This is a genomic window from Nocardioides luti, assembly GCF_014212315.1.
GTDB lineage: Bacteria > Actinomycetota > Actinomycetes > Propionibacteriales > Nocardioidaceae > Nocardioides > Nocardioides luti.
Genome location: NZ_JACKXE010000001.1, coordinates 2,552,009 through 2,576,920, shown reverse-complemented (window position 1 = coordinate 2,576,920; position 24,912 = coordinate 2,552,009). Strand labels below are relative to the sequence as shown.

Annotated in this window: 23 protein-coding genes; 6 read left to right on the top strand and 17 right to left on the bottom strand. The window is 73.6% G+C overall.

Annotated features, from left to right (window positions below; all coding sequences use genetic code 11):
• Nucleotides 1-6: 6 nt before the first annotated feature.
• The 7 genes from H5V45_RS12230 to H5V45_RS12200 form a co-directional block, all read right to left on the bottom strand.
• Nucleotides 7-1,140 (bottom strand): acyl-CoA dehydrogenase family protein, encoded by a 1,134-nt coding sequence (locus H5V45_RS12230; protein ID WP_185253176.1) that lies wholly within the window; start codon nt 1,138-1,140, stop codon nt 7-9.
• Nucleotides 1,137-2,876 carry an acyclic terpene utilization AtuA family protein gene (locus tag H5V45_RS12225; protein WP_185253175.1) on the bottom strand — a complete coding sequence of 580 codons (1,740 nt, stop codon included), beginning with the start codon at nt 2,874-2,876 and terminating at the stop codon, nt 1,137-1,139. The genes H5V45_RS12230 and H5V45_RS12225 overlap by 4 nt, the downstream gene beginning before the upstream one ends.
• Nucleotides 2,873-3,655, bottom strand: coding sequence for a TIGR03084 family metal-binding protein (locus tag H5V45_RS12220; RefSeq protein WP_185253174.1), 783 nt, complete (start codon nt 3,653-3,655; stop codon nt 2,873-2,875). Before H5V45_RS12220 ends, H5V45_RS12225 begins: the two co-directional genes overlap by 4 nt.
• Nucleotides 3,655-4,311 carry a TetR/AcrR family transcriptional regulator gene (locus H5V45_RS12215; RefSeq protein WP_343061539.1) on the bottom strand — a complete coding sequence of 219 codons (657 nt, stop codon included), beginning with the start codon at nt 4,309-4,311 and terminating at the stop codon, nt 3,655-3,657. Before H5V45_RS12215 ends, H5V45_RS12220 begins: the two co-directional genes overlap by 1 nt.
• A gap of 69 nt (nt 4,312-4,380) precedes the next feature.
• Nucleotides 4,381-7,035, bottom strand: a complete 2,655-nt coding sequence (locus H5V45_RS12210; protein WP_185253173.1) for an FtsX-like permease family protein — start codon at nt 7,033-7,035, stop codon at nt 4,381-4,383.
• Entirely contained in the window at nt 7,032-7,766 is a 735-nt protein-coding gene (locus H5V45_RS12205) for an ABC transporter ATP-binding protein (protein ID WP_185253172.1), read from the bottom strand. Before H5V45_RS12205 ends, H5V45_RS12210 begins: the two co-directional genes overlap by 4 nt.
• The gene (locus tag H5V45_RS12200) at nt 7,763-8,383 is read right to left on the bottom strand and encodes a PadR family transcriptional regulator (protein ID WP_185253171.1); all 621 of its coding nucleotides are present in this window, start codon (nt 8,381-8,383) and stop codon (nt 7,763-7,765) included. Before H5V45_RS12200 ends, H5V45_RS12205 begins: the two co-directional genes overlap by 4 nt.
• A 191-nt stretch (nt 8,384-8,574) precedes the next feature.
• Here H5V45_RS12200 and H5V45_RS12195 point away from each other — a divergent pair, with 191 nt between their 5' ends.
• Nucleotides 8,575-9,186, top strand: a complete 612-nt coding sequence (locus H5V45_RS12195) for an RDD family protein (RefSeq protein WP_185253170.1) — start codon at nt 8,575-8,577, stop codon at nt 9,184-9,186.
• Nucleotides 9,187-9,277: 91 nt separating this feature from the next.
• Complete coding sequence (locus H5V45_RS12190) at nt 9,278-10,027, top strand: SDR family oxidoreductase (protein ID WP_185253169.1); 750 nt, start codon at nt 9,278-9,280, stop codon at nt 10,025-10,027.
• Between the two features lie 11 nt (nt 10,028-10,038).
• Here H5V45_RS12190 and H5V45_RS12185 read toward each other — a convergent pair whose 3' ends face one another.
• Genes H5V45_RS12185 through H5V45_RS12170 form a run of 4 tightly spaced genes read right to left on the bottom strand, consistent with a single transcriptional unit; the run spans nt 10,039 to nt 13,501 of the window.
• On the bottom strand, nt 10,039-10,449 hold the full coding sequence (locus H5V45_RS12185) for a DoxX family protein (protein ID WP_185253168.1): 411 nt from the start codon (nt 10,447-10,449) through the stop codon (nt 10,039-10,041).
• A gap of 6 nt (nt 10,450-10,455) precedes the next feature.
• Nucleotides 10,456-11,136: a histidine phosphatase family protein gene (locus H5V45_RS12180; RefSeq protein ID WP_185253167.1), complete on the bottom strand. Its 681-nt coding sequence runs from the start codon at nt 11,134-11,136 to the stop codon at nt 10,456-10,458.
• Nucleotides 11,136-12,248, bottom strand: a complete 1,113-nt coding sequence (locus H5V45_RS12175) for a phosphotransferase family protein (protein WP_185253166.1) — start codon at nt 12,246-12,248, stop codon at nt 11,136-11,138. Before H5V45_RS12175 ends, H5V45_RS12180 begins: the two co-directional genes overlap by 1 nt.
• Nucleotides 12,245-13,501: an acyl-CoA dehydrogenase family protein gene (locus H5V45_RS12170; protein WP_185253165.1), complete on the bottom strand. Its 1,257-nt coding sequence runs from the start codon at nt 13,499-13,501 to the stop codon at nt 12,245-12,247. The genes H5V45_RS12175 and H5V45_RS12170 overlap by 4 nt, the downstream gene beginning before the upstream one ends.
• A 40-nt stretch (nt 13,502-13,541) precedes the next feature.
• Here H5V45_RS12170 and H5V45_RS12165 point away from each other — a divergent pair, with 40 nt between their 5' ends.
• Both H5V45_RS12165 and H5V45_RS12160 read left to right on the top strand, forming a co-directional pair.
• Nucleotides 13,542-14,120 carry a hypothetical protein gene (locus H5V45_RS12165; protein ID WP_185253164.1) on the top strand — a complete coding sequence of 193 codons (579 nt, stop codon included), beginning with the start codon at nt 13,542-13,544 and terminating at the stop codon, nt 14,118-14,120.
• A 100-nt stretch (nt 14,121-14,220) separates the two neighbouring features.
• Entirely contained in the window at nt 14,221-14,820 is a 600-nt protein-coding gene (locus H5V45_RS12160) for a hypothetical protein (protein ID WP_185253163.1), read from the top strand.
• Nucleotides 14,821-14,845: 25 nt separating this feature from the next.
• On the opposite strand, the gene H5V45_RS12155 is transcribed toward H5V45_RS12160, so the two are convergent.
• The 4 genes from H5V45_RS12155 to H5V45_RS12140 form a co-directional block, all read right to left on the bottom strand.
• Nucleotides 14,846-16,378, bottom strand: coding sequence for a hypothetical protein (locus H5V45_RS12155; RefSeq protein ID WP_185253162.1), 1,533 nt, complete (start codon nt 16,376-16,378; stop codon nt 14,846-14,848).
• Nucleotides 16,353-17,108 carry an ABC transporter ATP-binding protein gene (locus H5V45_RS12150; protein WP_343061538.1) on the bottom strand — a complete coding sequence of 252 codons (756 nt, stop codon included), beginning with the start codon at nt 17,106-17,108 and terminating at the stop codon, nt 16,353-16,355. The genes H5V45_RS12155 and H5V45_RS12150 overlap by 26 nt, the downstream gene beginning before the upstream one ends.
• 113 nt (nt 17,109-17,221) lie before the next feature.
• Nucleotides 17,222-19,417, bottom strand: coding sequence for a 3-hydroxyacyl-CoA dehydrogenase NAD-binding domain-containing protein (locus H5V45_RS12145; RefSeq protein ID WP_185253161.1), 2,196 nt, complete (start codon nt 19,415-19,417; stop codon nt 17,222-17,224).
• 16 nt (nt 19,418-19,433) lie between these two features.
• Nucleotides 19,434-20,645 (bottom strand): acetyl-CoA C-acetyltransferase, encoded by a 1,212-nt coding sequence (locus H5V45_RS12140; RefSeq protein WP_185253160.1) that lies wholly within the window; start codon nt 20,643-20,645, stop codon nt 19,434-19,436.
• 216 nt (nt 20,646-20,861) lie between these two features.
• Between H5V45_RS12140 and H5V45_RS12135 the strand changes: the two genes are divergently transcribed.
• Nucleotides 20,862-21,620 (top strand): MerR family transcriptional regulator, encoded by a 759-nt coding sequence (locus H5V45_RS12135; protein ID WP_185253159.1) that lies wholly within the window; start codon nt 20,862-20,864, stop codon nt 21,618-21,620.
• A complete protein-coding gene (locus H5V45_RS12130; RefSeq protein WP_185253158.1) occupies nt 21,617-22,516 on the top strand; it encodes an NAD(P)H-binding protein in 900 nt (299 codons plus the stop codon). The genes H5V45_RS12135 and H5V45_RS12130 overlap by 4 nt, the downstream gene beginning before the upstream one ends.
• Before the next feature lie 4 nt (nt 22,517-22,520).
• Here the strand turns inward: H5V45_RS12130 and H5V45_RS12125 are convergent, their stop codons facing one another.
• Both H5V45_RS12125 and H5V45_RS12120 read right to left on the bottom strand, forming a co-directional pair.
• On the bottom strand, nt 22,521-23,207 hold the full coding sequence (locus H5V45_RS12125) for a CPBP family glutamic-type intramembrane protease (RefSeq protein ID WP_185253157.1): 687 nt from the start codon (nt 23,205-23,207) through the stop codon (nt 22,521-22,523).
• A 69-nt stretch (nt 23,208-23,276) separates the two neighbouring features.
• The gene (locus tag H5V45_RS12120) at nt 23,277-24,773 is read right to left on the bottom strand and encodes a DEAD/DEAH box helicase (protein WP_185253156.1); all 1,497 of its coding nucleotides are present in this window, start codon (nt 24,771-24,773) and stop codon (nt 23,277-23,279) included.
• Between the last annotated feature and the right edge of the window lie 139 nt (nt 24,774-24,912).

Genomic DNA, 24,912 nt, shown 5'->3' with positions numbered 1-24,912 from the left:
CGAGATTCATGAGGCGTACCCCAACAGCTTGGCGGCGAGATCCGTGAGCACCTCGGTCGCACCTCCTCCGATCGGCAGGATCCGGGCGTCGCGGTAGTGCCGCTCCACCTCGGTCCCGTGCAGGTAGCCGGTCCCGCCGTGCAGCTGGACGGCCTGGTCACAGACGTAGGTCGCGGTGTCGCACGCGGTCTGCTTCGCGAGGCAGGCCTCGGCGATGACCGACTCCCCCGCGACGTGGCGGGCGGCGACCGCGTGGGTGTAGGCCCGGGCCACCTCGACCTGGCGGCGCATCTCGACCAGCCTGTGCCGCACCACCTGGTTGGCGACGAGCGGACGGCCGAAGGTCTCGCGGGTGCGGCAGTAGTCGGCGGCCAGCTCGAGCGAGCGGGCGGCGATGCCGTACGCGTGGACGGCGAGGCCGATCCGCTCGACGACGAACTGCTCGGCGATCTGGTAGAAACCGGCGTTCTCCTCGCCGACCAGGTGCGCGACCGGGACGCGGACGTCGACGTACGACAGCTCCGCGGTGTCCGAGCAGTGCCAGCCCATCTTGGACAGGGTCCGGTCGACGGTGAAGCCGGGCGTGCCCTTCTCGACGACGAGCAGGCTGATGCCGGCGTGGCCGGGGCCGCCGGTACGCACCGCGGTGGTGACGAAGTCGGCGCGGACGCCGCTGGTGATGAAGGTCTTGGTGCCGTTGACGACGTAGTGCTCGCCGTCGCGGCGCGCGGTCGTGCGGATCCCGGCGACGTCGGAGCCGCCGCCCGGCTCGGTGATCGCGAGCGAGCCGATCAGCTCGCCGGCGAGCGTCGGGCGGACGAAGCCGTCGACGAGGTCGGGCGAGCCGTTGGCGGCGAGGTGCGGCAGCGCGATCCCGCCGGTGAAGAGGGCGGCCATCAGGCCGCTGGACGCGCCGGCCTCGAAGAAGCCCTCCTGGAGCGCGACCGAGTCGAGCAGGTCACCGCCCTCGCCCCCAAGGCTCTCGGGGAAGGAGACGCCGAGCAGTCCCTGCCGGGCGGCGGCCACGTGCAGCTCGCGCGGCACCGTCTGGGCGTCCTCCCACTCCTGCAGGTGCGGGGCGATCTCGCGGCGGACGAACTCGCGGGCGGTCGCCTTCAGTGCCTCGCGGTCGTCGCTCACAGCAGCTTCTCCTGGATGTGCACGGTCCGCGACCGGACCCACTCGCCGAGGCCCTTGGCCTGCGGGTCGAAGCGGGTGGAGGCCGCGACCCCCTGGCCGAGCAGGCCGTGGATGAGCACGTTGACGGCACCGAGGTTCGGCAGCACGAACACCTCGACCTCGAGGTCGGCCGCCTCGGGGACGAGCTCGCGCACCTTCTTGGGGGTGATCAGCTTGGCCAGCCACGTCACGCGGGCGTCGTACTTCCCGGAGTCGTCGTGCGCGACCCACAGGCCGAGGTTGGCGTCGCCGCCCTTGTCGCCCGAGCGGGCGTGCACGAAGGTGCCGAGCGGCATCCGGCGGTTGAGGGAGTCGGCGGGCGCGGGGTACGGCGAGGGGCGACGGCCCGCGTCAGGCTCGTGGGTCCCGAAGTCGGTCGGGTCGGCGACGACCTCGCGGCTGCCGTCGGCGTGCACGACGGTGTGGGCGACGGCGTCGCGGGGGACGTACGCCGGCCGGTAGACGCCGTACGGCGTGGGCGGGCCCGGCGGGGCGGTCATCGTGAAGCCGGGGTAGGACGCCAGCGCGAGCTCGACGGCGGGGCCGGTGAAGGCCTTGGCGACGGGCTCGGGGCGCGGGTCCATCACCGTGCACCGGAGCAGGCAGGAGGCGCCCTCCTCGGTGTCGGCATTCGGGCCGGGCAGGGCGGTGCGGGTCCAACTGACGGTCTCGGCCGTGAGGGAGGGCGTCAGCTGGGCGCGGACCCACTCGGCCTTCTCCTCGATGTCGAGGCCGGTCAGCACCAGCTCGAGGGAGTTGCGGAAGCCGCCCAGCTCGTTGACGCAGACCTTGAGCTGCTCGGGGGGCGCCTGGCCGCGGACGCCGGTGATCGCGACCCGGTCCTCGCCGACCTGCTCGAGCGCGATCGAGTCGAGCTCGGTGGTGACGTCGGGGCCGAGGTAGCGGGTCGTCTGGATCTCGTAGACCAGCTGGGCGGTGACGGTGTCGACCGTGACCGCGCCGCCGGTGCCGTCCTGCTTGGTGACGACGCAGGACCCGTCGGACGAGAGCTCGGCGAGGGGGAAGCCGAGGGGCGAGCCGTCGTGCCGCAGCGACCGGAAGCCCGAGAAGTTGCCGCCCGTCGCCTGCGTCCCACACTCGAGCACGTGCCCTGCGACCACCGCACCGGCCAGGGCGTCGTACGACGTGGGGGTCCAGCCGAAGTGCGCGATCCCGGGTCCGACCACGAGGGAGGCGTCGGTGACGCGGCCGGTGACCACGACGTCGGCGCCCTGCTCGAGCGCCCGGGCGATGCCGAAGCCGCCGAGGTAGGCGTTGGCGGTGAGCGCCCCCTCGAAGCCGAGCTCGGAGGCACGGTCCCGCAGGTCGTCGCCCTCGACGTGCGCGACCGCGGCGTCGAGGCCGAGCCCCTGCGCCACCTCGCGCAGCCTGTCGGCCAGCCCGGCGGGGTTGAGGCCGCCGGCGTTGGCGACGATCCGCACGCCGCGCTCCAGCGCGAGCCCGAGGCAGTCCTCGGCCTGGCGCACGAAGGTGCGGGCGTAGCCGAGCGCCGGGTCCTTCATCGTGTCCTTGCCGAGGATCAGCATGGTCAGCTCGGCGAGGTAGTCGCCGGTCAGCACGTCGAGGCCGTGGCCGTCCGCGCTGCCCTCCAGCATCTGGCGCATCGCGGCGAGGCGGTCGCCGTAGAAGCCCGAGCAGTTGCCGATCCGCAGCACGCCCGCGTCGGACCCGCTCATCGCGGCGCCCGCCCCTCGCCGGCCGGGCCGGCGAAGGCCTGGGCGATCGCCAGCCACTGCTCGGCGTCCGCGCCGGTCGCGACGAGCGCGGTGTCGTCGCGGTGGACCCGCTGGGTGACCAGCAGGCAGAAGTCGTACGCCGGCCCGCGGACCGACTGGGCGGCGGCCTCGGGACCCCAGGCCCACGTCGCGCCCGACGGCGCGGTCAGCTCGATGCGGAACTCCTCGGCGGGCGGGGTCAGCTCGTGCACGCCGAAGGCGAAGTTGCGGGTGCGGACGCCCAGGTGGGCGACGTGCCGGATCCGGTCGGTGACGGTGGGCTCGAGGCCGAGCGCCTCGTGCACGTCGAGCGAGTGCGCCCAGGTCTCCATGAAGCGGGCGGTCGCCATCGAGGCTGCCGACATCGGCGGGCCGAACCACGGCATCTTCTGCCCCTCGGGCAGCCCGCGCAGGGCGGCGGCGAGGGCGGTGCGGGCCGCGCCCCAGCGGGCGAGCAGCGCCTGCGGGGCGAGCCGGGCGACCTCGAGGGCGGCCTGGTCGACGTACCCGGTCGGGTCGTTGATCGCGGCCACGACCAGCGCGTCCCAGGCCTCCTTGTCGGTGGCGGCGGCGACCGCGACCTCGTCGGTCCAGAGCAGGTGCGCGACCTGGGTCGACACGTCCCAGCCGGCGGCCGGCGTCGGCGTCGCCCAGCCGTCGGCGTCGAGGGCGGCGACAGCGTTCCAGAGCAGGTCGCCCTCGGCGTCGAGGTCGGCGAGCAGGTCGTCGAGCAGCGTCATCAGGAGGCCTTGCCTTCGGTCGCGGACGGGGAGCCGGCGAGCGCGGCGTCGAGCGTGTCGGCCCACTGGTCGAGGATCCGCCCGCGGCGCCGGGCGTCGTCGGAGATGGTGTTGGCGAGGCCCAGGCCGCGCACGAGGTCGAGGGTCGCCTGCACGAGCTCGCGGACGCCGGGGACCGACTCGTCGGCGCCGAGCAGCTCGACGGTCATCCGGTGCGTCTCGCGGCCGACCCGCTGCTCCAGCGGCGCGACGGCCGCCATCAGGTGCTCGTCGGTGCGGGCCGCCACCCACAGCTCGAGGGCGGCGGTGAAGACCGGGCTGGCGAAGTGGTCGCCGAGCATCCGCAGCACCGCGCGGGTCCGGCGCGGGCCGCCAGGCAGCCGGGCAGCGGCCGCCGCGAGCTCGGCGCCGCGCACCTCGGTGAGGTGCTCGACGGCCGCCAGGACGAGGGCGTTCTTGGTCGGGAAGTGGTGCAGCTGGGCACCGCGGCTGACGCCGGCGCGCTCCGAGACCAGCGTCGTCGAGGTGCCCCCGAAGCCCCGCTCCACCAGGCAGTCGACCGTCGCCTCCAGCAGCCGCGCCCGCATCAGCCGGGTCCGCTCCTCCTGCGGCACGCGCGCGCTCGCGCTCGCCGCCGGGGCGGTCTGGGTCGTCACGCGGCCAGCATGCCGCCGTACGAACAAACAGTCAAGCCTGACTTTTTGTTCGTACGGCGGCGCGACCCGTCAGACCAGCCGGGCCACCAGCGGCAGCCGCGAGCGGACCGCCGCCCCCACCACCAGCGCGGTGAGCAGCGGCAGCACGACGACCAGCCCGAGGATCAGCAGCCACGGGATGTCGAGGAACGGACCCGACGACACCCCCGTCGCCTCGCAGTAGCCGCTCCCGCTGGCGACCGAGCAGGTGTCGCCCCCGGTCGAGGTGAGCGGATAGGTGATCGCGATCCCCGGGATGAACCCGACCACCACCCCCAGCAGGGCGCCGACCATGCCCACGACGACGGCGTAGGCCGCCGCGATCCCGCGCCGGCGCCGCGGGGACGCCCCGATCGCCGACAGCGTGGCCAGGTCGGGCCGCGCGTCGGAGAGCGCGAGGAAGGTCGCGGTCAGCGTGCCCCCCAGCATCAGCACCGCCCCGAGACCCGCCAGCACCAGCTGGGTGATGACCGTGGCGCTGTCGGCCTGGTAGCCCCGCTCGACCGTGAACGACGCGGCCTCGGACGACCCGGCGAGCGCCTCGGTCACGGCGCTCTCGTCGGCCTTCGTCAGGCTCGTCCCGCTGACGGTCAGCCCCACCGGTGCCACCGGCAGGTCCAGCGCCGCCGCGGCGTCGGCGGACAGGATCGCCTGCGGTCCGGCCCCGACGCTCACCGGCACGGTGACGACCGGCAGCCGCTCGCGCACCGCGGGCCCGGCCTTCTTGCTGCTGGCCTTGAAGGTGGTGACGGCGATCCGGGCCTCGTCCGCCGCGACCCCGGTGTCGGTGAACACGACCGAGCGCCCGTCCGCGAGGGCGGCCTCGGCGGCGCGGCGCGACGCGGTGTCCAGGCCGAGCAGCCCGGTCGGGAGCGCGCCGTCGGACACGAGCACGTCGGAGCCGAAGCTCGCGCCGTACGACGTCAGCAGCGCCTCGCGGTCGGACCCGGCCGTCGTGATCGACACGTCGCGGAAGCCGCCGTCCGGGTAGGGCACGCCGAGCACCGGCGTCACCGTGGCGCCGGGGATCTCGCGCTGCACGAGGCGGGCGTACGTCGCGTAGTCGCCCGCGCCGGTCACGACGCCGACGCCGGAGGCGAACGACGGGGTGTACTCCGCCTCGTTCTGGGCCTCGTCGCTGGCCAGCGCGATCCCGAGCGCGACCACCCCGGCCACGGTGGCGGCGACCGCGGCCACGGCCGGGACCGTGCGCGTCCGGTGCCGGGCCGCGTCGCGGGCGGCGTAGCGCAGCGTGAGCGGCAGGGCGGACGACAGCCGTGAGACCAGCACCAGGACCAGCGGCACCAGCAGCACCATGCCGAGCACGGAGGAGATCGCGGCACCGGCGATGAAGTAGGCGCCGTTGACGTCGCTGCTGCGCGAGCCGACCGCGGCACCGGCGACGCCGAGTCCGAGCAGCACCGTGCCGAGGATCGGCGAGCGCAGCGACGGCTTGCGGTCGCCACGACGCCCGGCCAGCACGGCCACGACGTCCTGGCGCGAGGCGATGGTGGCCGGCACGACGGCGGCGAGCAGGGCGCTGAGCAGGCCGAAGCCGGCGACGCCAAGCAGGTGCAGCCACGGCACCTCGAACGGGCCGAACCACGACCCGCTCCGCTGCTGCAGCAGGGGCACCAGGGCCCGGCCGAGCCCGATCCCGACGACCACGCCGAGGACGGAGGCGACGCCGCCCAGCACGACCGCGCCGGCCAGCACCACGCGGCGCGTCTGCGGCGGGGTGCCGCCGGCGGACGCCATCAGCGCGAGGCTCCGCGCCTGCCGGCGAGCGCCGACCGCGAAGGCCGGACCGGCCAGCAGGACGACCTCGATCAGCGCCATCACGACGATCAGCACGATCACCGCGATCACGTCGCCGGACGAGTCGGAGAGGTACTGCTGCACCTCCGGCGGCAGCGGCGGCGGGTCCAGCACGACCTCGCGGGACAGCACCGTCGCACCGACCTGGTTCAGCCGCAGGACCGTGCTCCACGGGACGGGCGCGCCGTCCACGAGCCACGAGCGGGCGCCGTACGTCGCCACGTGGAGGCTCCCGACCGGGCCGGCGACCGCGGGCGAGTCGCGGATCGTGGCGGACTCGGCGATGCCGACGATCCGCGGGTCGGTGCGTCCCTCGTCCGCGAGGTCGAGGGCGTCGCCGATGGCGTACCCCTTGTCCGCCAGCGCCTGGTTCACCACGACCTCGTCGACGGCGTCCGGCAGCCGGCCGGACGTGAGGCGGAACAGGCCCCGCGCGGCCGGGTCGTGCAGGTCCACCTCGGTGCCCTCGGTGTAGGCCTTGCCCTTGTCCGTGACGACGTCGGCCTCGCCGGTGCGGATCTCGACCAGGCGGGGGTCCCCGAGCAGGGTCGCGACCTGGCTCTCGGTCGCCGGCGCGGAGCCCTCGTCGGCGCCGACGGAGCTGCTGGCCTGGTCGGGGTCGGGGGCCTGGACGATCCGCTCGATCCCCTTCTGCACCGTCACCTGCGCGGTCGCGGCGCCGAGCCGGCGGTCCAGCGACTCCGCGGACGAGACGTCCTGGGTCTGCAGCACGACGTCGGCGGCGGTCACGGCGAGCACGGGCAGCGCGATCATCACGAGCACGAGCAGGCTGCGTCCGCGGGCGCGCAGCGCGTCACGGCGGGCCAGCCGTAGGGAGAGCCGCCAGCCCGCGAGCCAGCGGTTCACCGGTGGCCCGACTCGAGCAGCACGTCGGCGGGGTCGGCGCCGGACTCGTCGACGACGACGCCGTCGCGCAGGAACACCACCCGGTCGGCCCACGCGGCGTGCCGCGCCTCGTGCGTGACCAGGACGCCGGCGGCACCGGCATCGCAGCGGGCGCGCAGCAGCCGCAGGATCTCCTCGCCGGTCTCCGTGTCGAGGGCGCCGGTCGGCTCGTCCGCGAGGATCAACCGCCGCTCCCCCACGATCGCGCGGGCGATCGCGACGCGCTGCTGCTGGCCGCCCGACATGTGGTCGGGGAACCGGTCGGCGAGGTCGGCGATCCCGACCTCCTCCAGGGCCAGCCGGGCAGCCGCGCGGGCGGCCCGCGGCCGGGTGCCGTCGAGCTCGGCGGGCAGGGCGACGTTCTCGGCGGCCGTGAGGGCGGGGATCAGGTTGAAGTCCTGGAAGACGTAGCCCAGCGACGTACGCCGCATCCGCGCGCGACCGCGGGCGCCGAGCGAGGCGAGGTCGACGCCCTCGACCGCGACGGTGCCGGAGGTCGGCTCGTCGAGGCCGCCGGCGAGGGTGAGCAGGGTGGACTTGCCGGAGCCCGACGGGCCCATGATCGCGACCAGCTCGCCGGGCCGGGCGCTGAACGACACCGAGCGCAGCGCGTGCACCTCGGTGGCGCCCTCGCCGTGGATCCGGGTGACGTCGCGCAGCTGCAGGACCGGGGTGCTCGTCGGGGTGCTCATCGGACGCTCCCCTCGGGACGCGGGGCCGCCGGGTCGGCGACGGGGGCGGTCCCGGGCTGCGAGGACCGCTCGAGCGCCGCACGGCGCAGCCGGGCCTCGCAGTGGTCCAGCCACCGCACCTCGGCCTCGGCCGCGAAGACGAGCGAGTCCAGGACCAGGCTCCAGGCCATGTCGCCCGGCTCGACCGGGGCGGCGGCCCGGCCGCCGCGCTTGAGCCGGGTGTAGTCCTGCAGCGCGGCCATCGTCGCCGTGCGCTGCTGCTGGATCACCCGCCCGACGTCCACGCCGGGCACGGTCACCGCGAGGGCCAGCTTGATCGCCAGCTCGTCGCGCGGCGGCTGGGTGCGCTCCACCGGGGTGGTGAACCAGGCCGCCACCTCGCCCCGGCCCGCGTCGGTCACCCGGTAGATCGCCCCGTGGCTGGTGCCGGCCCCGCCGTCCTCCTCGGGGACCGCCTCGACGAAGCCGTCCCGCTCGAGGCGGGTGAGCGTGGTGTAGACCTGCCCGATGTTGAGGGGCCAGGTCGCCCCCGTCCGCTGCTCGAACTCGGCGCGCAGCTGGTAGCCGTACATCGGCCCCTGCTCGAGCAGCGCCAGGAGTGCCTGCTTGACCGACATCTGGGTCCTCCCCGTCTGGGTATCCACCGCCCCCGTGGCGGTGGATACCGAGTATGTATACCACGTATGCATCCCCCGTCGCCCAGAAATGCCCGGTCGACACGTTTGCCGGTTCGCGCCGAGGGCATCACCCCAGCGCCTCGGCATCACTACGCTGACGCCCACCTGAACCACCCTTGAAGGGGGAGCACATGTCCGACTACGGGAATCCGCCGCAGGACCCCAACGCCCAGCCGAACCCATACGGCCAGCAGCCCGACCCGAACGCCAACCCGTACGGCCAGCCGCCGGCGTACGGCGCGCAGGGCTACGGCGCCGCCACGACCGGCTTCGACTACGCCGGCTGGCCCAAGCGCGTGGGCGCCTACCTGGTCGACGGCATCCTGACCTCGCTCGCCGCGATCCCCGCCTGGATCGGCTACGGCATCCTGGCCGGCTCGGCCGAGACGACGCGGGACCCGAACACCGGCCTCACGACGACGACGATGAACGGCGGCGCGGGCTCCACGATCCTGATCCTGATCGGGCTCCTCACCGGCCTCGGCTTCTTCATCTGGAACACCTGCCTCAAGGGCGGCAAGACCGGCTACTCGATCGGCAAGGGCGTCCTCGGCATCAAGCTGGTCAAGGCCGACACCGGTCAGCCGATCGGCGCCGGCATGGCGTTCGTCCGCTACATCGCGCACATCCTCGACTCGATCCCCTGCTACATCGGCTACCTGTGGCCGCTGTGGGACTCCAAGCGGCAGACGTTCGCCGACAAGGTCCTCGGCACGGTCGTGGTCAACCAGCCCAAGGGCTGACCCGCTCCTCCCGCACCTCCCGCAGGGGCGTCGTGGCCATGGCCGCGGCGCCCCTGCGGCGTTCCGCACCGGCCTGCGTCAGACTCGGGGCATGTCGAAGACGATCCTGATCACCGGGGCCTCCGCCGGGCTGGGTGCCGAGATGGCCCGCCAGTTCGCCGCCGCCGGCCACGACCTCGCCCTCTGCGCCCGGCGCCTCGAGCGGCTCGAGGAGCTGCGCGCCGAGATCCTCGCCGCGCACCCCGACCGACGGGTGGAGATCCGCGCGCTCGACGTCAACGACGACGAGGAGGTCTTCGCGGTCTTCCGGGCCTTCCGCGACGACTTCGGCACGCTCGACCGGATCATCGTCAACGCGGGCCTCGGCAAGGGCGCCCCGCTCGGCACCGGCGGCCACGCCGCCAACCGGGAGACGGCGATGACCAACTTCGTCGCCGCCCTGACGCAGTCGGAGGCCGCGATGGAGATCTTCCGCGCCCAGAACGCCGGCCACTTCGTGATGATCTCCTCGATGTCGGCGATGCGCGGGCTGCCGAAGTCGATGACGACGTACGCCGCCACCAAGGCCGGCGTCGCGCACCTCGCCGAGGGGCTGCGCCACGAGCTGCACGGGAAGCCGATCTCGGTGACGGTCATCTACCCCGGGTACATCGCCTCGGAGATGAACGACCAGGTCCCCTCCGAGCAGCCGATGATGGTCTCGACCGAGAAGGGTGTGCGCGCGATGGTCGACGCCATCGAGAAGGAGAAGGCCTCGGCCTGCGTCCCGGCCCTGCCGTGGGCGCCGCTGTCGGTCGTGATGAAGCACGCGCCGCTGCCGCTCTTCCGGCGGATGGTCTAGCGGCGGACGGCTCAGCGCCGGCGCTGCCACCGCTCGCGGAGCAGCCCCCAGGCACCGGTCGTCGCCAGCGCCAGCGCGACCAGCGACACCTGGAACGGCAGCCGCGCGAGCCGCTTCGCGTCGGTGTCGAGGCCGAACGAGTCCGAGCCCACGACGTACTGGTTGATGTTGCCGGGGAACACCAGCACGAAGAACGCCGCGACCACGACGCCGACGCACGCGAGGGTGCGGCCACGGGCGCCGGCCAGCGCGGCGCCCAGGACGATCTCGACCAGCCCCGAGACCACCACGACCGCGTCGCGGGCGGGCAGCCGGCCGGGCACCTGGCCGAGGAACTCGGCGGTGTCGACGAGGTGGGCGACGCCGGCGACGAGCAGGATCGTCGCGAGCAGCAGGCGGCCGAAGGTGCGGAGCGTCGTCATCGGGTCCTAGCGGTAGGTGAGGGTGTCGCCCGCGAGGTGGGCGTGCTCGTTGAAGGTGAGCAGCCGGGCGCCGGTCGAGCCGACGACCACGCGGGTGACCGAGGTGTTGACCACGACGGTGTTGAAGCGGCCCCAGAGCGCCCAGGTGAGGGCCGGGTCGGGCTCCCCGGTCGGCTCCGGGGCGACGAGGGCCCCGCAGCAGGCGGCGATCGGGCCGCCGGAGCTGATCACCACCACGGTCCTCCCCGAGCCGGCCCGCTCCTGCGCGCGGGCGAGGGCGGCGCCGACGCGACCGCTGAAGCCGCCGAACGGCTCCGGGTAGTCCGCGTCGTGCTCGCCGCTGGTCCAGCGCGCCGTCGCGAGCTCGAAGACGTGCTGGAACTCGCGGCGGTCCAGCTCGTGGGTGGGGAGGTCGGGGTACGCCGCCACGACCCCGAGGTGGTCGAACTCGTCCCAGTCGGTGTCCTCCTCGGGCGGCGTCGTCCAGCCCGCGCCCTCGAGCAGCCCCTCGGCGGTCTCGCGGTGCCGGCGCATCCCGCCGCGCACGACCGCGTCCGGACGGACCCCGGCCGCGGCGAGGTGCCGGCCGAGCAGGCGGGCCTGCTCCCAGCCGGTCTCCGAGAGCACGTCGTAGTCCTCGGCCCCGAAGGACGCCTGGCCGTGGCGGACCAGCAGCACGACGCCCATCAGGCGCCCGCCCCGTCGGCGCCGGCGATCCGCGAGCGGCACCGGGCCTCGAGCACGGCCACGGCGGGTCCGAACACGGCGTACGCCTCGTTCGTGGTCTGGCCGTGGGCGTAGCGGTACCAGATCTGCTGGGCGATCACCGCGAGCCGGAACAGCCCCAGCACCTCGTAGAAGCGCCACTGCTCGGGGGTGACGACGTGGCCGGTGCGGGCGCAGTAGCGCTCGACGAACTCCTGGCGCGTCCACATGCCCGGCTCGGTCGACGGCTGGCGGCGGAACATCTGGAAGAACTCGTCGTCGCCGGCCTCGACCCAGTAGGACAGCATCCCGCCGAGGTCGGTCAGCGGGTCGCCGACCGTGGCCATCTCCCAGTCGAGGACCCCGATCACGGTGAGCCGGTCCTCGGGGTCGAGCACCATGTTGTCGAGGCGGAAGTCGTTGTGGATCAGCACCTGTGCGACGTCGTCGGGCCGGTGCTCCTCGAGCCAGGCCACGATGTCCGACCAGTCGCCGGTGTCGTCGGTGCGGGCCTTCGCGAAGCGGTCGGTCCAGCCGGCGACCTGACGTGCGACGTACCCCTCGCCGCGGCCGAGCGCGGCCAGCTCCTCGTGGGCCTCGACGTCCACCTCGTGCAGGGCGACGAGCACGTCGAGGGCGTGCTGGCACAGCGTCGACGCCTCCTCGGGGGTCATCGGCGCGGGCAGGTCGTGGCGGAGGATGGTGCCGTCGATGCGCTCCATGACGTAGAAGTCCGAGCCGATGACCGACTCGTCCTGGCAGTAGCCGACCATCGCCGGGACGTAGGGGAAGACCGGGGCGAGGGCCGACTGGATGCGGAACTCGCGACCCATGTCGTGCGCGCTCCTCGCCTTCGCGCCCCGGGGCGGGCGGCGCAGGATCAGGTCGCGGGTGGGGTACCGCAGGAGGTAGGTCAGGTTGGACGCCCCGCCGGGGAACTGGCGGACCTCGGGGGTGCCGACGAGGTCGTCGTGGTACGCCGTGGCGTGCTCGCGCAGCCAGGCCGCGACCGCCTCGACATCGAAGGCGTCCTCGTCGCGGACAGGCCTGGCGGGGTTGCCGGCGTCGGTGGGGCGGCTCCCGGCGTCGCTCATCGGGTCGCGCCGTACTTGCCGAGCTCGAGGCGGGCGACCACGCCGCGGTGCACCTCGTCGGGCCCGTCGGCCAGCCGCAGCGAGCGGGCCGCGGTCCAGGCGCCGGCCAGCGGGAAGTCGTCGGAGAGCCCGCCGCCGCCGTGGATCTGCATGGCCATGTCGATGACCTGCTGGGCCATGTTCGGCACCGCGACCTTGATCTGCGAGACCTCGGAGAGCGCGTGGGGGGAGCCGCCGACGTCGAGCTTCCAGGCGGCGTTCAGCACCAGCAGCCGGGCCTGGTCGATGGCGATCCGGGCGTCCGCGATCCGCTCGCGGTTGCCCCCGAGGTTGGCGATCGGCTTGCCGAACGCCGACCGGCCCAGGGCCCGCGTGCAGGCCAGCTCGAGGGCGAGCTCGGCCAGGCCGATCAGCCGCATGCAGTGGTGGACCCGGCCCGGACCCAGCCGCCCCTGGGCGATCTCGAAGGCCATGCCCGGCCCGCTGATGACGTTGTCCAGCGGCACCCGGACGTCGGTGAAGGACAGCTCGCCGTGGCCGAGGGGCTCGTCGTACAGCCCCATCGTGTTGAGCAGCCGCTCGACCTTCACGCCGGGGGCGTCCATCGGCACCAGCACCATCGAGTGCCGGTGGTGGCGGTCGGCGTCGGGGTTCGTGAGCCCCATGAACACCAGGACCTTGCAGTCGGGGTTGCCGACGCCGGTCGACCACCACTTGCGCCCGTTGACGACCATCTCGTCGCCGTCGACGACCGCGGTCGCCTCCATGTTGGTGGCGTCGGAGGACGCGACGCCGGGCTCGGTCATCGCGAAGGCCGAGCGGATCCGGCCGTCGAGCAGCGGCTCGAGCCACTGCTCGCGCTGGGCGTCCGAGCCGTAGCGCAGCAGCACCTCCATGTTGCCGGTGTCCGGGGCGTTGCAGTTGAGGACGAGCGGGGCAATCGCGGAGCGACCGGTCAGCTCGGCGATCGGGGCGTAGTCGACGTTGCTCAGCCCGACCCCGCCGTCGGTGCCGAAGCGGGCGGCGTACTCCCCCGCGTGCTCGGCGGGCAGGAAGAGGTTCCACAGGCCCTGCGCGCGGGCCTTCGCCTTGAGCTCCTCGAGCACCGGGAGCGGCCGCCACGGGTCGCCCGTGCGGCGGAGCTCGGCGAGGTCGTGGTGGTAGGCCGCCTCGACCGGCTCGACCTCCTCGCGCAGGAACGCCGCCACCCGGGCGGTCAGGTCGGCGGCGCGCGGGGAAGGGGAGAAGTCCATGTCGGGCACAGTAGTGGGAGCGCGATGGGATGCTGGGCGGGTGACCCGCCTGCTCGCACCGCTCCTGCTGCTGGTCCTGCTCGTGGGCGGGTGCGGCGGCGGTGACGACGCCCCGGCCACGCCGGCGGCTTCCGCTGCTTCCCCTGCTTCCTCCCCCGCTGACGGTGGGGGCGCCGACCGGGAGGCGATCCGGACGGGCCTGGCGGCGCTCTTCGCCGGCGACCACCCCAGCGCGCAGGACCGCGAGGACGGTGCGTGCTTCGCGCGCGAGCTGGCCGCCCGCGCCACCCCGGAGCAGCTGCGGGACGCGGGCGTGCTCGACGCGTCGTACGCCGTCGTGACCACGCTCCCGGCCCTCCCGGAGCCGATGGCCGAGACCTGGGTGGACGCCCAGGCCGGCTGCGTGGACCTGGTGGACGCCTCGGCCCGTGCGCAGGCGAAGGTGACGCACGGCGCGATCGACACCGAGGGGTACGCCGCCTGCCTGCGCGACGCGCTCTCCGACGACGAGCTGCGGGCGGCGCAGGTCGCGACGCTCGAGGGCGACTTCGGCGCGGCCGCGGTGGAGCGCTTCACGCAGGCGCAGACCTCGTGCGCCCGGGAGTCCCTGTCCCGCTGAGCCGGTCGGGCCAGCCCGAAGGGGTCATGGACGCTCGGCGGGGCCGGTCCTAGCGTCGGAAGGTCGGGTCGCCACCGGCCCGCGGACCAGGGAGGCGACCGTGTTCATCCAGATCATCCAGGGCAGGTGCACCAGGCAGGACGAGCTCCGCGCGATGGCGGAGCGGTGGCGCGACGAGCTCGGGCCCAGCGCGGACGGCTGGCTCGGCGGGACCTACGGCTTCACCGACGACGACCTGTTCGTCGGGGTGGTGCGGTTCGAGTCGCGTGAGGCCGCGATGCGGAACTCCGCGCGGCCGGAGCAGGGGGTGTGGGCCGAGCGGATGATGGCGCTGATGGACGGGCCGGTCGAGTTCCACGACTGCGACGACGTCACCCTGATGATGGGCGGCGGCTCCGACACGGCCGGCTTCGTCCAGGTGATCCGCGGCCGCGTCGACGAGCCGGAGCGGCTCAAGGCCCTGATGACCGACGCCGACCTGCTGCACCAGATGCGCCCCGAGATCCTCGGCGCGACGCTCGCGGTCGAGGACGACGGCACGTTCACCGAGACCGTCGCCTTCACCGACGAGGAGAGCGCCCGGCAGGGCGAGCAGGTGATGGCCGCCCAGATGCCCGACGACCTGCGCTCGACGCTCGAGACGGCGATGGCCGGCGCGATGTTCCTCGACCTGCGGCACCCCTGGTTCGAGTCGGCCTGACGCCGACCCGTCGCGTCTCCACGGCTCAGGCGGCGACGGTGGTGACGACCCGGGACCGGGCGACCGGGTCGAGCCAGCGCCGCCGGGTGCGGAGCAGGCGGGCGGTCGACCAGGCCACGAACGTGACGGCGACGAGCGGGGCGACCCACCAGTCGTCGACCCGGGCGAGGCCGGAGAAGACCAGCCCCGTGACGGTGGTGCTGACGGCCAGCCGGGTCGAGTAGCCGACCATCGCCAGCGGCGGGGCCGGGGTCGCGCGCGCCGAGCGCAGGTCGACGGCCAGCGGGCGACGGTCCGACCAGCGCATCGCCGCGGCCACGACCTGGACCAGCACGACGACCGAGGTGGCGAGCATCGCGGCCGCCTCGCTGGGCGTCGGCACGCCGGCGCGCAGCGAGGACAGCGCGATCGTCACCGCCGAGGCGGCGAGCAGGAACTCGCCGAGCACGAGCGAGCGGGCAGCGAACACCGTCGACGCCGGGACCGGGAGGCTCTCGCGCCACAGGCCGCCGCGGCCGTCGAGGCACCAGGCGTTCACCCCGAACAGCAGCGCGCCACCCGACGCGACCAGCCCGGGCAGCACGGTCATCGCGTGCCACGGCAGGTCGCCGATGATGGCCACGACGCCGGGCCCGACCGCGAGCACCGCGAGCCCGCGCCGCATCGGCACCGCCCGCCAGACCGACGCCCGGTCGGTCCGCAGCAGTGCACCCAGAAGCGAGCGCGGCATCGGCCGGGCCGGGTGGAGGTCGCTCTCGAGACGCAGCTCGTCGCGGGGGGTGCGGCGCGCCGCGGCATGGGCGGGCACGGCGCCGAGCACGACGGCCGCGCCGAGGAGCGCGACCTCGGCGCCGACGGTGGCGAGCCAGCGCCACGAGAACCCGTCGACGTAGCCGGCCACGACCGCCACCGTCGGCATCCGGTCCAGGACGGCCGTCAGCCGGCCGGTCACCTGGAGCACCAGCACCGCGGCCGCGACCACGACCCCGGCCACCCGGACGGTGGCGACGCCGTGCGGGCCGCGGCGCACCCACTCGACGCTCCACGCGACGACCTGCGCGACCGCCGTCGCGGCGGCGAGCCACAGCAGGGTGCCGAGCTGGGCGGGGAGGAGCCGGCCCGGCCCGAAGGCGTACGCCGTGCTGCCGAGCAGCAGCCAGCCCTGCAGCAGCCACGCGATGTTGAGCGGGGCCAGCAGCAGCGCCCCGAGGTGGTCGGTGGTGGGGCTGACCGGGTGCACGACCGCGTGCTCGTGGGCGATCAGCTCGCGCCCGCCGCCCGACGCGACCGCCGACACCACGGCCAGCGCGAGGAAGCCAGCGAGGCCGCTGGGCAGGAGCAGGCGCACGTCGCTCGCGTGCGGCCCGTCCGCGGCGCCCGGGACGAGCGCCGGGACCACCGCGGCGGCCGCGGTGACGGCCAGGAACGTCGCGGCCAGCAGGACGACGCTCGCCCGTCGGCGTACGGCCCGGGCGCGGAAGCGCAGCAGGTGCCCGACGTCCGCGACCGCGCGGCGGGTCGGTGCGAGCCGGTCAGTCGAGGAGGCTGCGGTAGGCACGCGCGCCCTCCTCGCCGACCATGGCGTCGGCGTCGAGGGTCGCGACCCGGGAGCCGCCGCGGAGCACGAGCACCGTGGCGCAGGCCTGGATCGCGAGCTCGCGCAGGTGGGTGGAGACCAGCACGCAGGCGCCGCGGGCGCGGGCGTCGGCGATCACCTCGAAGGTCGCCTCGACGCCGATCGGGTCGACGCCGTCGAAGGGCTCGTCGAGCAGCAGCACCTCGGGCTCGTGCAGGGCGGCGAGCACGACCGACAGCCGGCGCCCCATCCCGTGCGAGTAGCCGCCGGTCACCCGGTGCGCCGCGTCGCCGAGCTCGAAGCGCTCGAGCAGGTCGCGCCCGCGCTCCTCCCAGCCGGTGAGGCGTCGCAGCCGCGCCGAGAGCTGCAGGTGCTCCCAGGCGGTCGCGCGCGGCACCAGCCCGCCGACGTCGGGGCAGTAGCCGCTGGCCTGCTTGGCCGCCAGCGTCGCGGTCACCAGGTCGTGCCCGGCCAGCGTGACCGACCCGGCCGTCGGCGGCACCACCCCGGCGAGCACCCGCATCGTCGTGGACTTGCCGGCGCCGTTGCGGCCCAGCAGGGCGGTCGCCTGGCCGGCGTACGCCGCGAGGTCAATGCCCGCCACCGCCTCGACCTGGCCGAACCGGACGTGCAGGCCGCGGACGTCGACGACCGGCACGGGGGCGGCCGGCGGGGGGACGGCCGGCTGCGGCGACGAGTTGCCCGAGTTCACGGGCTCATCCTGCCCCAGCCCCGACGCCGAGTCGGCGCATCTGCAGAGGCAGATGCGCCGACTCGAGGTGATGCCCGTCTGCAGATGCGCCGACTCGGCGATCCTGTGACCGGTCAGGCAGGGAAGGAGCCCCCCGACGACGCGAGGTCGCGGAGGTACGCCGTCGCCTGGAAGCGCTCGCCGTACGACGCGGCGAGCTCGTCGGCCCGGGCGACGAACGCGGCGAGGCCGATGGTGCCGTCCGCACCCTCGTAGCCGGTCATGAACTGTGCGGCACCACCGGTGTTCGGCGGGAAGCCGATGCCCATGATCGAGCCGATGTTCGCGGCGGCGGCCGAGGTGAGCACGCCCTCCTCGAAGCACTTGGCCGTCTCGAGCGCCTCGACGAACAGCAGCCGCTCCTTGACGTCCTCGAACGGGATCTGCTCCTCGGCGACCGGGAAGGTCTCGGCGAGGCCCTTCCACAGGCCCTGGCGCTTGCCGGCCTCGTCGTACTCGTAGAAGCCCGCGCCCTTGAGCCGCGACGGGCGACCGCCGTCGACCATCGTGGCCACGACGGCCTCGGCCGGGTGCGGCGTGTAGGTGCCGCCGTCGCGCTCGACGGCGTCCTTCGACGCCTTGGCGATCTTCTGGAAGAGCTCCATGTTCAGCTCGTCGGCGAGCTGCAGAGTGCCGACGGGGTAGCCGTCCTGGGTCGCCGCCCGCTCGAGCGACACCGGGTGCACGCCCTCGGCGAGCATCGCGAGGCCCTCGTTGACCATCGTCCCGATGACCCGCGAGGTGTAGAAGCCACGGCTGTCGTTGACGACGATCGGCGTCTTGCGAATCTGCTGCACGACGTCGTACGCCTTGGCCAGCGCCTCGTCGGACGTCTCCGCGCCGCGGATGATCTCGACGAGCGGCATCTTGTCGACCGGGCTGAAGAAGTGCAGTCCGATGAAGTCCTTCGGCCGGTCCACGCCGGTCGCGAGCTCGGTGATCGGCAGCGTCGAGGTGTTCGAGCACAGCAGCGCGTCCGGGTTCACGAACGGCGCGATCTCGGCGAAGACCTTGGCCTTGAGCGCCGGGTCCTCGAAGACAGCCTCGATCACCAGGTCGCAGCCGGCGAGGTCCGCCGGGTCGGCGGTCGCGGTGATCCGGCCGAGCAGCTCGTCGGCCTTCTCCTGCGTCAGCTTGCCGCGCTCGATGCCCTTGGCGTTGAGCTTCTCGGTGTAGGCCTTGCCCTTGTCGGCGCTCTCCTGGGCCACGTCCTTGAGCACGACCTGCATGCCCGCACGGGCGCAGGAGTAGGCGATGCCGGCGCCCATCATCCCGGCGCCGAGCACGCCGACCTTGACGGCCTTGTACGGCGGGATGCCGTCGGGCCGCAGCGAGCCGGAGTTGATCGCCTGCAGGTCGAAGAAGAACGCCTGGATCATGTTCTTGGAGTTCTGGTTGACGATCAGGTTCGTCAGGTAGCGCGACTCGATCCGCGAGGCGGTGTCGAAGTCGACCTGGGCACCCTCGACCGCGGCCGAGAGGATCGCCCGCTGGGCCGGGTAGACCGCGCCCTTGGTCTGCTGGCGCAGCAGCGCCGGGAACGCCGGGAGGAACGCCGCCAGCTTGGGGTGGCTCGGCGTGCCGCCGGGCATCTTGTAGCCCTGGACGTCCCACGGGTTCTGGGCCGCGTCGGGGTTGGCCTTGATCCACGCCTTGGCCGCGGGGACGAGCTCCTCGCGGGTGGCGACGAGCTCGTCGACCAGGCCCTTCTCGAGCGCGGCGGCCGGCTTGAAGCGGCTGCCCTGGAGCAGCACGTCCATCAGCGCGGACTGGATGCCGAGCATCCGGACGACGCGGGTGACCCCGCCGCCGCCGGGCAGCAGGCCGAGCGACGCCTCGGGCAGGCCGACCTCGACCTTGTTGTCGTCGACGAGGATCCGGTGGTTGCAGGCCAGGCAGATCTCGAGGCCGCCGCCGAGCGCGGCGCCGTTGATCGCGGCCACCACGGGCCTCGGGAACTTCTCGAGGCGGCGCAGGCCGTCCTTGACGCCCTGGCCCATCGCGAAGATCTGGGCGGCGTCGTCCTTGGTCGCCTGGACCATGTTCTTGAGGTTGCCGCCGGCGAAGAAGGTCTTCTTCGCGCTCGCGATGACGACGCCCGTGACGTCGGCCTCCTCGTCGTACAGCCGGTCGACCGCGGCCTTCATCGAGTCGAGGTACAGCTCGTTCATGGTGTTGGCGCTCGACGTCGGGTCGTCGAGCGTGAGGGTGACGATGCCGTCGGCGTCACGGTCGTAGCGGACGGCGCTCTGGGTCTGGGTCTCGGTCATGGTGGGTCCTTCGCTTTCAGACGAGCTCGACGATGGTGGCGATGCCCATGCCGCCGCCGACGCAGAGCGTGGCGAGGCCGCGGCGCAGGTCACGGCGCTGGAGCTCGTCGATGAGGGTGCCGAGGATCATCGCGCCGGTCGCGCCGAGCGGGTGGCCCATCGCGATCGCGCCCCCGTTGACGTTGGTGATGTCGTGGCTGATGCCCATGTCCTGCATGAAGCGCATGGCCACGGCCGCGAAGGCCTCGTTGATCTCGAACAGGTCGATGTCCTCGACGCCGAGGCCGGCCTTGGCCAGCGCCTTGCGGGCCGCCGGGGCGGGGCCGGTCAGCATGATCGTCGGGTCGGCGCCGGAGACGGCGGTCGCGATGATCCGGGCGCGCGGGGTCAGGCCGAGGTCGGTGCCGACCTGCTCGGAGCCGATCGCCATGATCGCGGCGCCGTCGACAATGCCGGAGGAGTTGCCGGCGTGGTGGACGTGGTCGATCCGCTCGACCCAGTGGTACTTCTCCAGCGCCACGTCGTCGAAGCCCGCACCCTTGCCGATGTCGGCGAACGACGGCTTGAGGCCGGCGAGGCCCTCGGGGCTGGTGTCGGGGCGGATCGTCTCGTCGTGGTCGAGCACGACGAGGCCGTTGAGGTCCCTGACCGGGATGACCGCGTCGGCGAAGTAGCCGTTGGCCCAGGCCTTCGCGGCGCGGTGGTGCGACTCCGCGGCGTACGCGTCGACGTCGCTGCGGCTCCAGCCGCCGAGCGTCGCGATCAGGTCGGCGCCGATGCCCTGCGGCACGAAGCCGGTGGCCAGCGCGGTGGCCGGGTCGGACGCCCAGGCGCCGCCGTCGGAGCCCATCGGGACGCGGCTCATCGACTCGACGCCGCCGGCGAGGATCAGGTCCTCGAAGCCGCCGCGGACGCGGGAGGCGGCCTGGTTGACGGCCTCGAGGCCGGAGGCGCAGAAGCGGTTCAGCTGCACGCCGGCCACGGTCTCGGGGTAGCCCGCCTTCAGCGCGGCGGTCTTGGCGATGTCGCCACCCTGCTCGCTGACCGGCGACACGACGCCCAGGACGACGTCGTCGATGCGGTTCGTGTCGAGCGAGGGGTTGCGGACCTGGATCTCGTCGAGCAGGCCGACGACGAGGTCGACGGGCTTGACCTCGTGCAGCGTGCCGACGGCCTTGCCCTTGCCGCGCGGCGTGCGGATGTGGTCGTACACGAATGCTTCTGCCATGACCGTCCTAGCGTTGGTTCGGAGACCGGGAGGTCGCGCAGCGACCGTCCCGTTTCGGTGATCGAGCAGGTCGCAGGGACCGTCCCGTTTCGGTGATCGAGTAGGTCGCGCAGCGACCGTATCGAGATCGATTGTGACACTATTGGTGTCACGGTCAAGGACGGGGTGGATGTGGTCTGGGTCACCACGGTGACGCGGCCACGAGAAGGAGTGCCCATGGACGACGAGAGCGTCGACGCGCTGCGCGAGCTGCTCACCCTCGACGAGCTGACCAACCGCGTCGGCATGAGCGTGCGCAACATCCGCTTCTACACGACCAAGGGGCTGGTGCCGCCGCCGATCCGGCGCGGTCGCTCGGGCTACTACACGCCCGACCACGTGGCCCGGCTCGAGCTGGTCCAGGAGCTGCAGAGCCACGGCTTCACGCTGTCCGCGATCTCGACGTACGTCGCCAACATCCCGCGCGACGCGACCCCCGAGGACATCGCGCTCCAGCGCGCGATGCTGGCGCCCTGGCAGCACGAGGCGCCGATCGAGATGTCGCGCGCGGACCTCGACAAGCGCGCCGGCCGCCCGCTGACCGACGAGGACCTGACGACGCTGGCCGCCCTCGGGGTCGTCTTCCCCGTGCGCCGCGGGCGCTTCCAGGTCGCGGTCTCCCAGCTCTCGGTCGGCCTCGGCCTGCTCGACCTCGGCTTCCCGACCGAGGCGGCGCTCGCCGCGGCCGACGTGTACGCCGCGCACGGCCGCGCGATCGCCGAGGAGCTCTACGAGGTGTTCCGCACGAAGGCGTGGCCGGTCTACAAGGAGTCCGGCACCTCGCCGGAGCGGGTGCGTGAGGTCGTCGAGCGGCTCAAGCCGCTCTCGATCGCGAGCCTCGTGCAGGCCTACGAGAGCGCCATGGACGAGACCAAGCGGGAAGGCATCGCGGAGCGCACCCGCCGTGGGGTGCCTGCCCCTACGCTGGCGCCATGAGCGACTCCCGCACCGTGCTGGTCACCGGCGCCACCGGCTTCATCGGACGCCGCCTGGTCCCCGAGCTCGTCGAGCGGGGCCTGGAAGTTCGGGCGATGACGCGCCGGCCCGAGTCGTACGACGGCCCCGGGACCGCGGTCGGTGCGGACGTGGGTGACCGGGCGTCGCTGGACGCGGCGCTGGCGGGCGCGGACGTCGCGATCTACCTCGTGCACTCGCTCGACGACCCCGACTTCGAGCGCAAGGACGCCGACGCGGCCCGCAGCTTCGGCGCCGCGGCCGCGGCGGCCGGGGTGCAGCAGATCGTCTACATGGGCGGGCTCGGCGCCGAGGACGACGACCTGTCCGCGCACCTGCGCTCGCGCCGCGACGTCGAGGGCCTGCTCGGCGAGGCCGGCGTGCCCGTCACGGTGCTCCGCGCCGCGATCGTCGTCGGCGCCGGCGGCATCTCGTGGGAGCTCACCCGCCAGCTGGTCAAGAACCTGCCGGCGATGGTCGTCCCCAAGTGGGTCGGCACCCGCACGCAGCCGATCGCGCTCGACGACGTGGTCCGCTACCTCGCGGGCGTCGTGGGCGAGGAGGCGGCGTACTCCCGCGTCTTCGAGATCGGCGGTCCCGAGGCGATGACCTACCTCGAGATGCTCCAGGTCGCGGCGCAGCAGATGAACGGCCGGAAGGTCGCGATCGTGAAGGTGCCGGTGCTGACGCCGCGGCTGTCGTCGTACTGGCTCGCCCTCGTCACCGACGTCGACGTGACGACCGGGCGCAACCTGATCGACTCGATGGGGGTCGAGGTGGTCGTCACCGACCGCTCGATCCAGGAGATCGTGCCGGGTGCGCCGCTGTCCTACGAGGAGGCGGTGCGCCGCGCGCTCGCCGAGGGCGACGCGAAGTAGCCGCTCAGCCGAAGAGCCAGGGCAGCAGGAACAGCATCGCGACGCTCCAGGTGACGTGCGTGAGCACGGGACCGAGGATGCCCCCGGACGCCCGGCGCTGCAGGCCGACGACCACGCCGAGCAGCAGCGCGGCGAAGGAGAGCATCACGTTGCCGGTCGCGAGCGTCGCGATGGCGTAGGCCACCGTGGTGACCGGCACCGGGTAGCGCGTGGTGGCGGCGTACGCCGCGCCGCGGAAGAACAGCTCCTCGGCGATCCCGTTGACGACGGTGATGACGACCAGCAGCGGCACCGAGCCGGCGTCCGCGTGGTCGAGGACCGACTGGACCTGGTCGTAGAGGAACGGGATCTGCCGCACGACGAGCCCGCCGAGCAGGAACACCCCGGCGAGGCCGAGGCCCAGCAGGATCGGGGTGACGACCGGGCGGCGCTCACCGGACGGGTAGGCGATCCGGCCCAGGTGCAGCGGCCCGGAGGCGAACGCGCCCACCGTCCAGACCGCCGCCAGGACCATCGTCGAGACGTAGAACCAGTTGCTGCCGGGCTCGATCCTCAGCGAGAAGCCGAGGACCAGCCCGCCCAGCACCACGAACCCGATCGTGACGAGCTGGCGGCGTTGGAGCGCCGGTGCGCTCTCGCGGTGGTCCCGGGGGACGACGTCCCACAGGGCCCGCTGTAGCCAAGTGCGCACCGGATCACTCCTTCGCTCGAGCAGGACTCGATCGACTGTACGGACGGCCTCCCAGCCGACCTCAGAGGGTCAGCGACGACCCGAGCTGAAGCTCGCCGCGGTGTGCGTGCTCCCACCCGAGGTGGCCACGCCGGCCGGGCGGCGGCGCGAGCGCCCCTGCCCACCGGTGGACGGACCGCCGGACTGGCCCTGCGAACGCTGCTGGCCACCCTTGCCGCCGGGCTTGCCGGACTTCGACGCGGCCTTGGCCGCACCGCCGCCCGCGCCCCCGCGACCGCGGCGCGAGCCGCCCCGTGACTGGCCGCCACCGGAGCCGTTGCCCCGCTGGTTGGACTCCGAGGCACCGGAGCCCTCGACGACGAGGCCGCCGGGCACGAGCACCCGCTCGCCGGGGGCGAGCTGGGCCAGGACCGGGTGGCTGGAGCCGGTGAACTTGGTGGTGGTCGCCTTGATGCCGGCCGCCCGGGTCAGGTCGCGCACGTCGCGCACCTGGTCGTCGGTCATCAGGGTGATGACGGTGCCCGCGGCACCGGCGCGCGCCGTACGGCCCGAGCGGTGCAGGTAGGCCTTGTGCTCGACCGGCGGGTCGGCGTGCACGACGAGCGCCACGTCGTCGACGTGGATGCCGCGCGCGGCGATGTCGGTCGCGACCAGGGTCGAGGCGGTGCCGGCGTGGAAGGCGTCCATGTTGCGGGTGCGGGCGTTCTGGCTGAGGTTGCCGTGCAGCTCGACCGTGGGGACGCCGCTCTTGTTGAGCTGGCGGGTGAGCGCCTTGGCGCCGTGCTTGGTGCGGGTGAAGACGACCGTGCGGCCGGGGGCGCTGGTCAGGTCGACCAGCACGCCGACGCGGTGCTCGCGGCCGATGTGCAGGACGTGGTGGTCCATCGTGCCGACCGGCGACTGCGCCGAGTCGGCCTCGTGGGTCACCGGGGAGTGCAGGAAGCGCTTGAGCAGCACGTTGATCGCGTTGTCGAGCGTCGCGGAGAACAGCAGGCGCTGGCCCTCCTGCGGGGTGCGGTCCATGATCCGGCGGACGGCGGGCAGGAAGCCCAGGTCGGCCATGTGGTCGGCCTCGTCGAGCACGGTGATCTCGATGTTGCGCAGGTCGCAGTGACCCTGCTGCATCAGGTCCTCGAGCCGGCCGGGGCAGGCGAGCACGATGTCGGCGCCGCGGCGCAGGTTCGCGACCTGGGGGTTCTGGCCCACGCCACCGAAGATGGTCATCGAGGTGAGCCCGGCGGACTCGGCGAGCGGCTTGAGCGCGGCGTGGATCTGGCCGACGAGCTCGCGGGTCGGCGCCATGATCAGCGCGCGGGGCTGGTTCTTGCTCGCCGGGCGGCCGGAGGCCACGAGGCGGGCGACGAGCGGCAGCAGGAAGGCATAGGTCTTGCCGGAGCCGGTGCGGCCCCGGCCGAGGACGTCGCGTCCGGCCAGCGAGTCGGGCAGCGTCGCTGCCTGGATGGGGGTCGGGGTGGTGATGCCCTGCGCGGTCAGGAGCGCGGTCAGGGAGGCGGGAACGCCGAGCTCGGCGAAGGAGGGGACGGTGGAACGGGTGTCAGAAGACAAGACAATTCACTCACGTGTGGCTGTCTCACCACGCTGGCCACGTCGGCGACGTGACTGGGGAAGCGGACCTCACGAAGGAGGGGCGTCGGCTCGTCAGCTCCGAGAGGGCTGGGGCCGTGCGCAGGAACCCGAGGCAAGA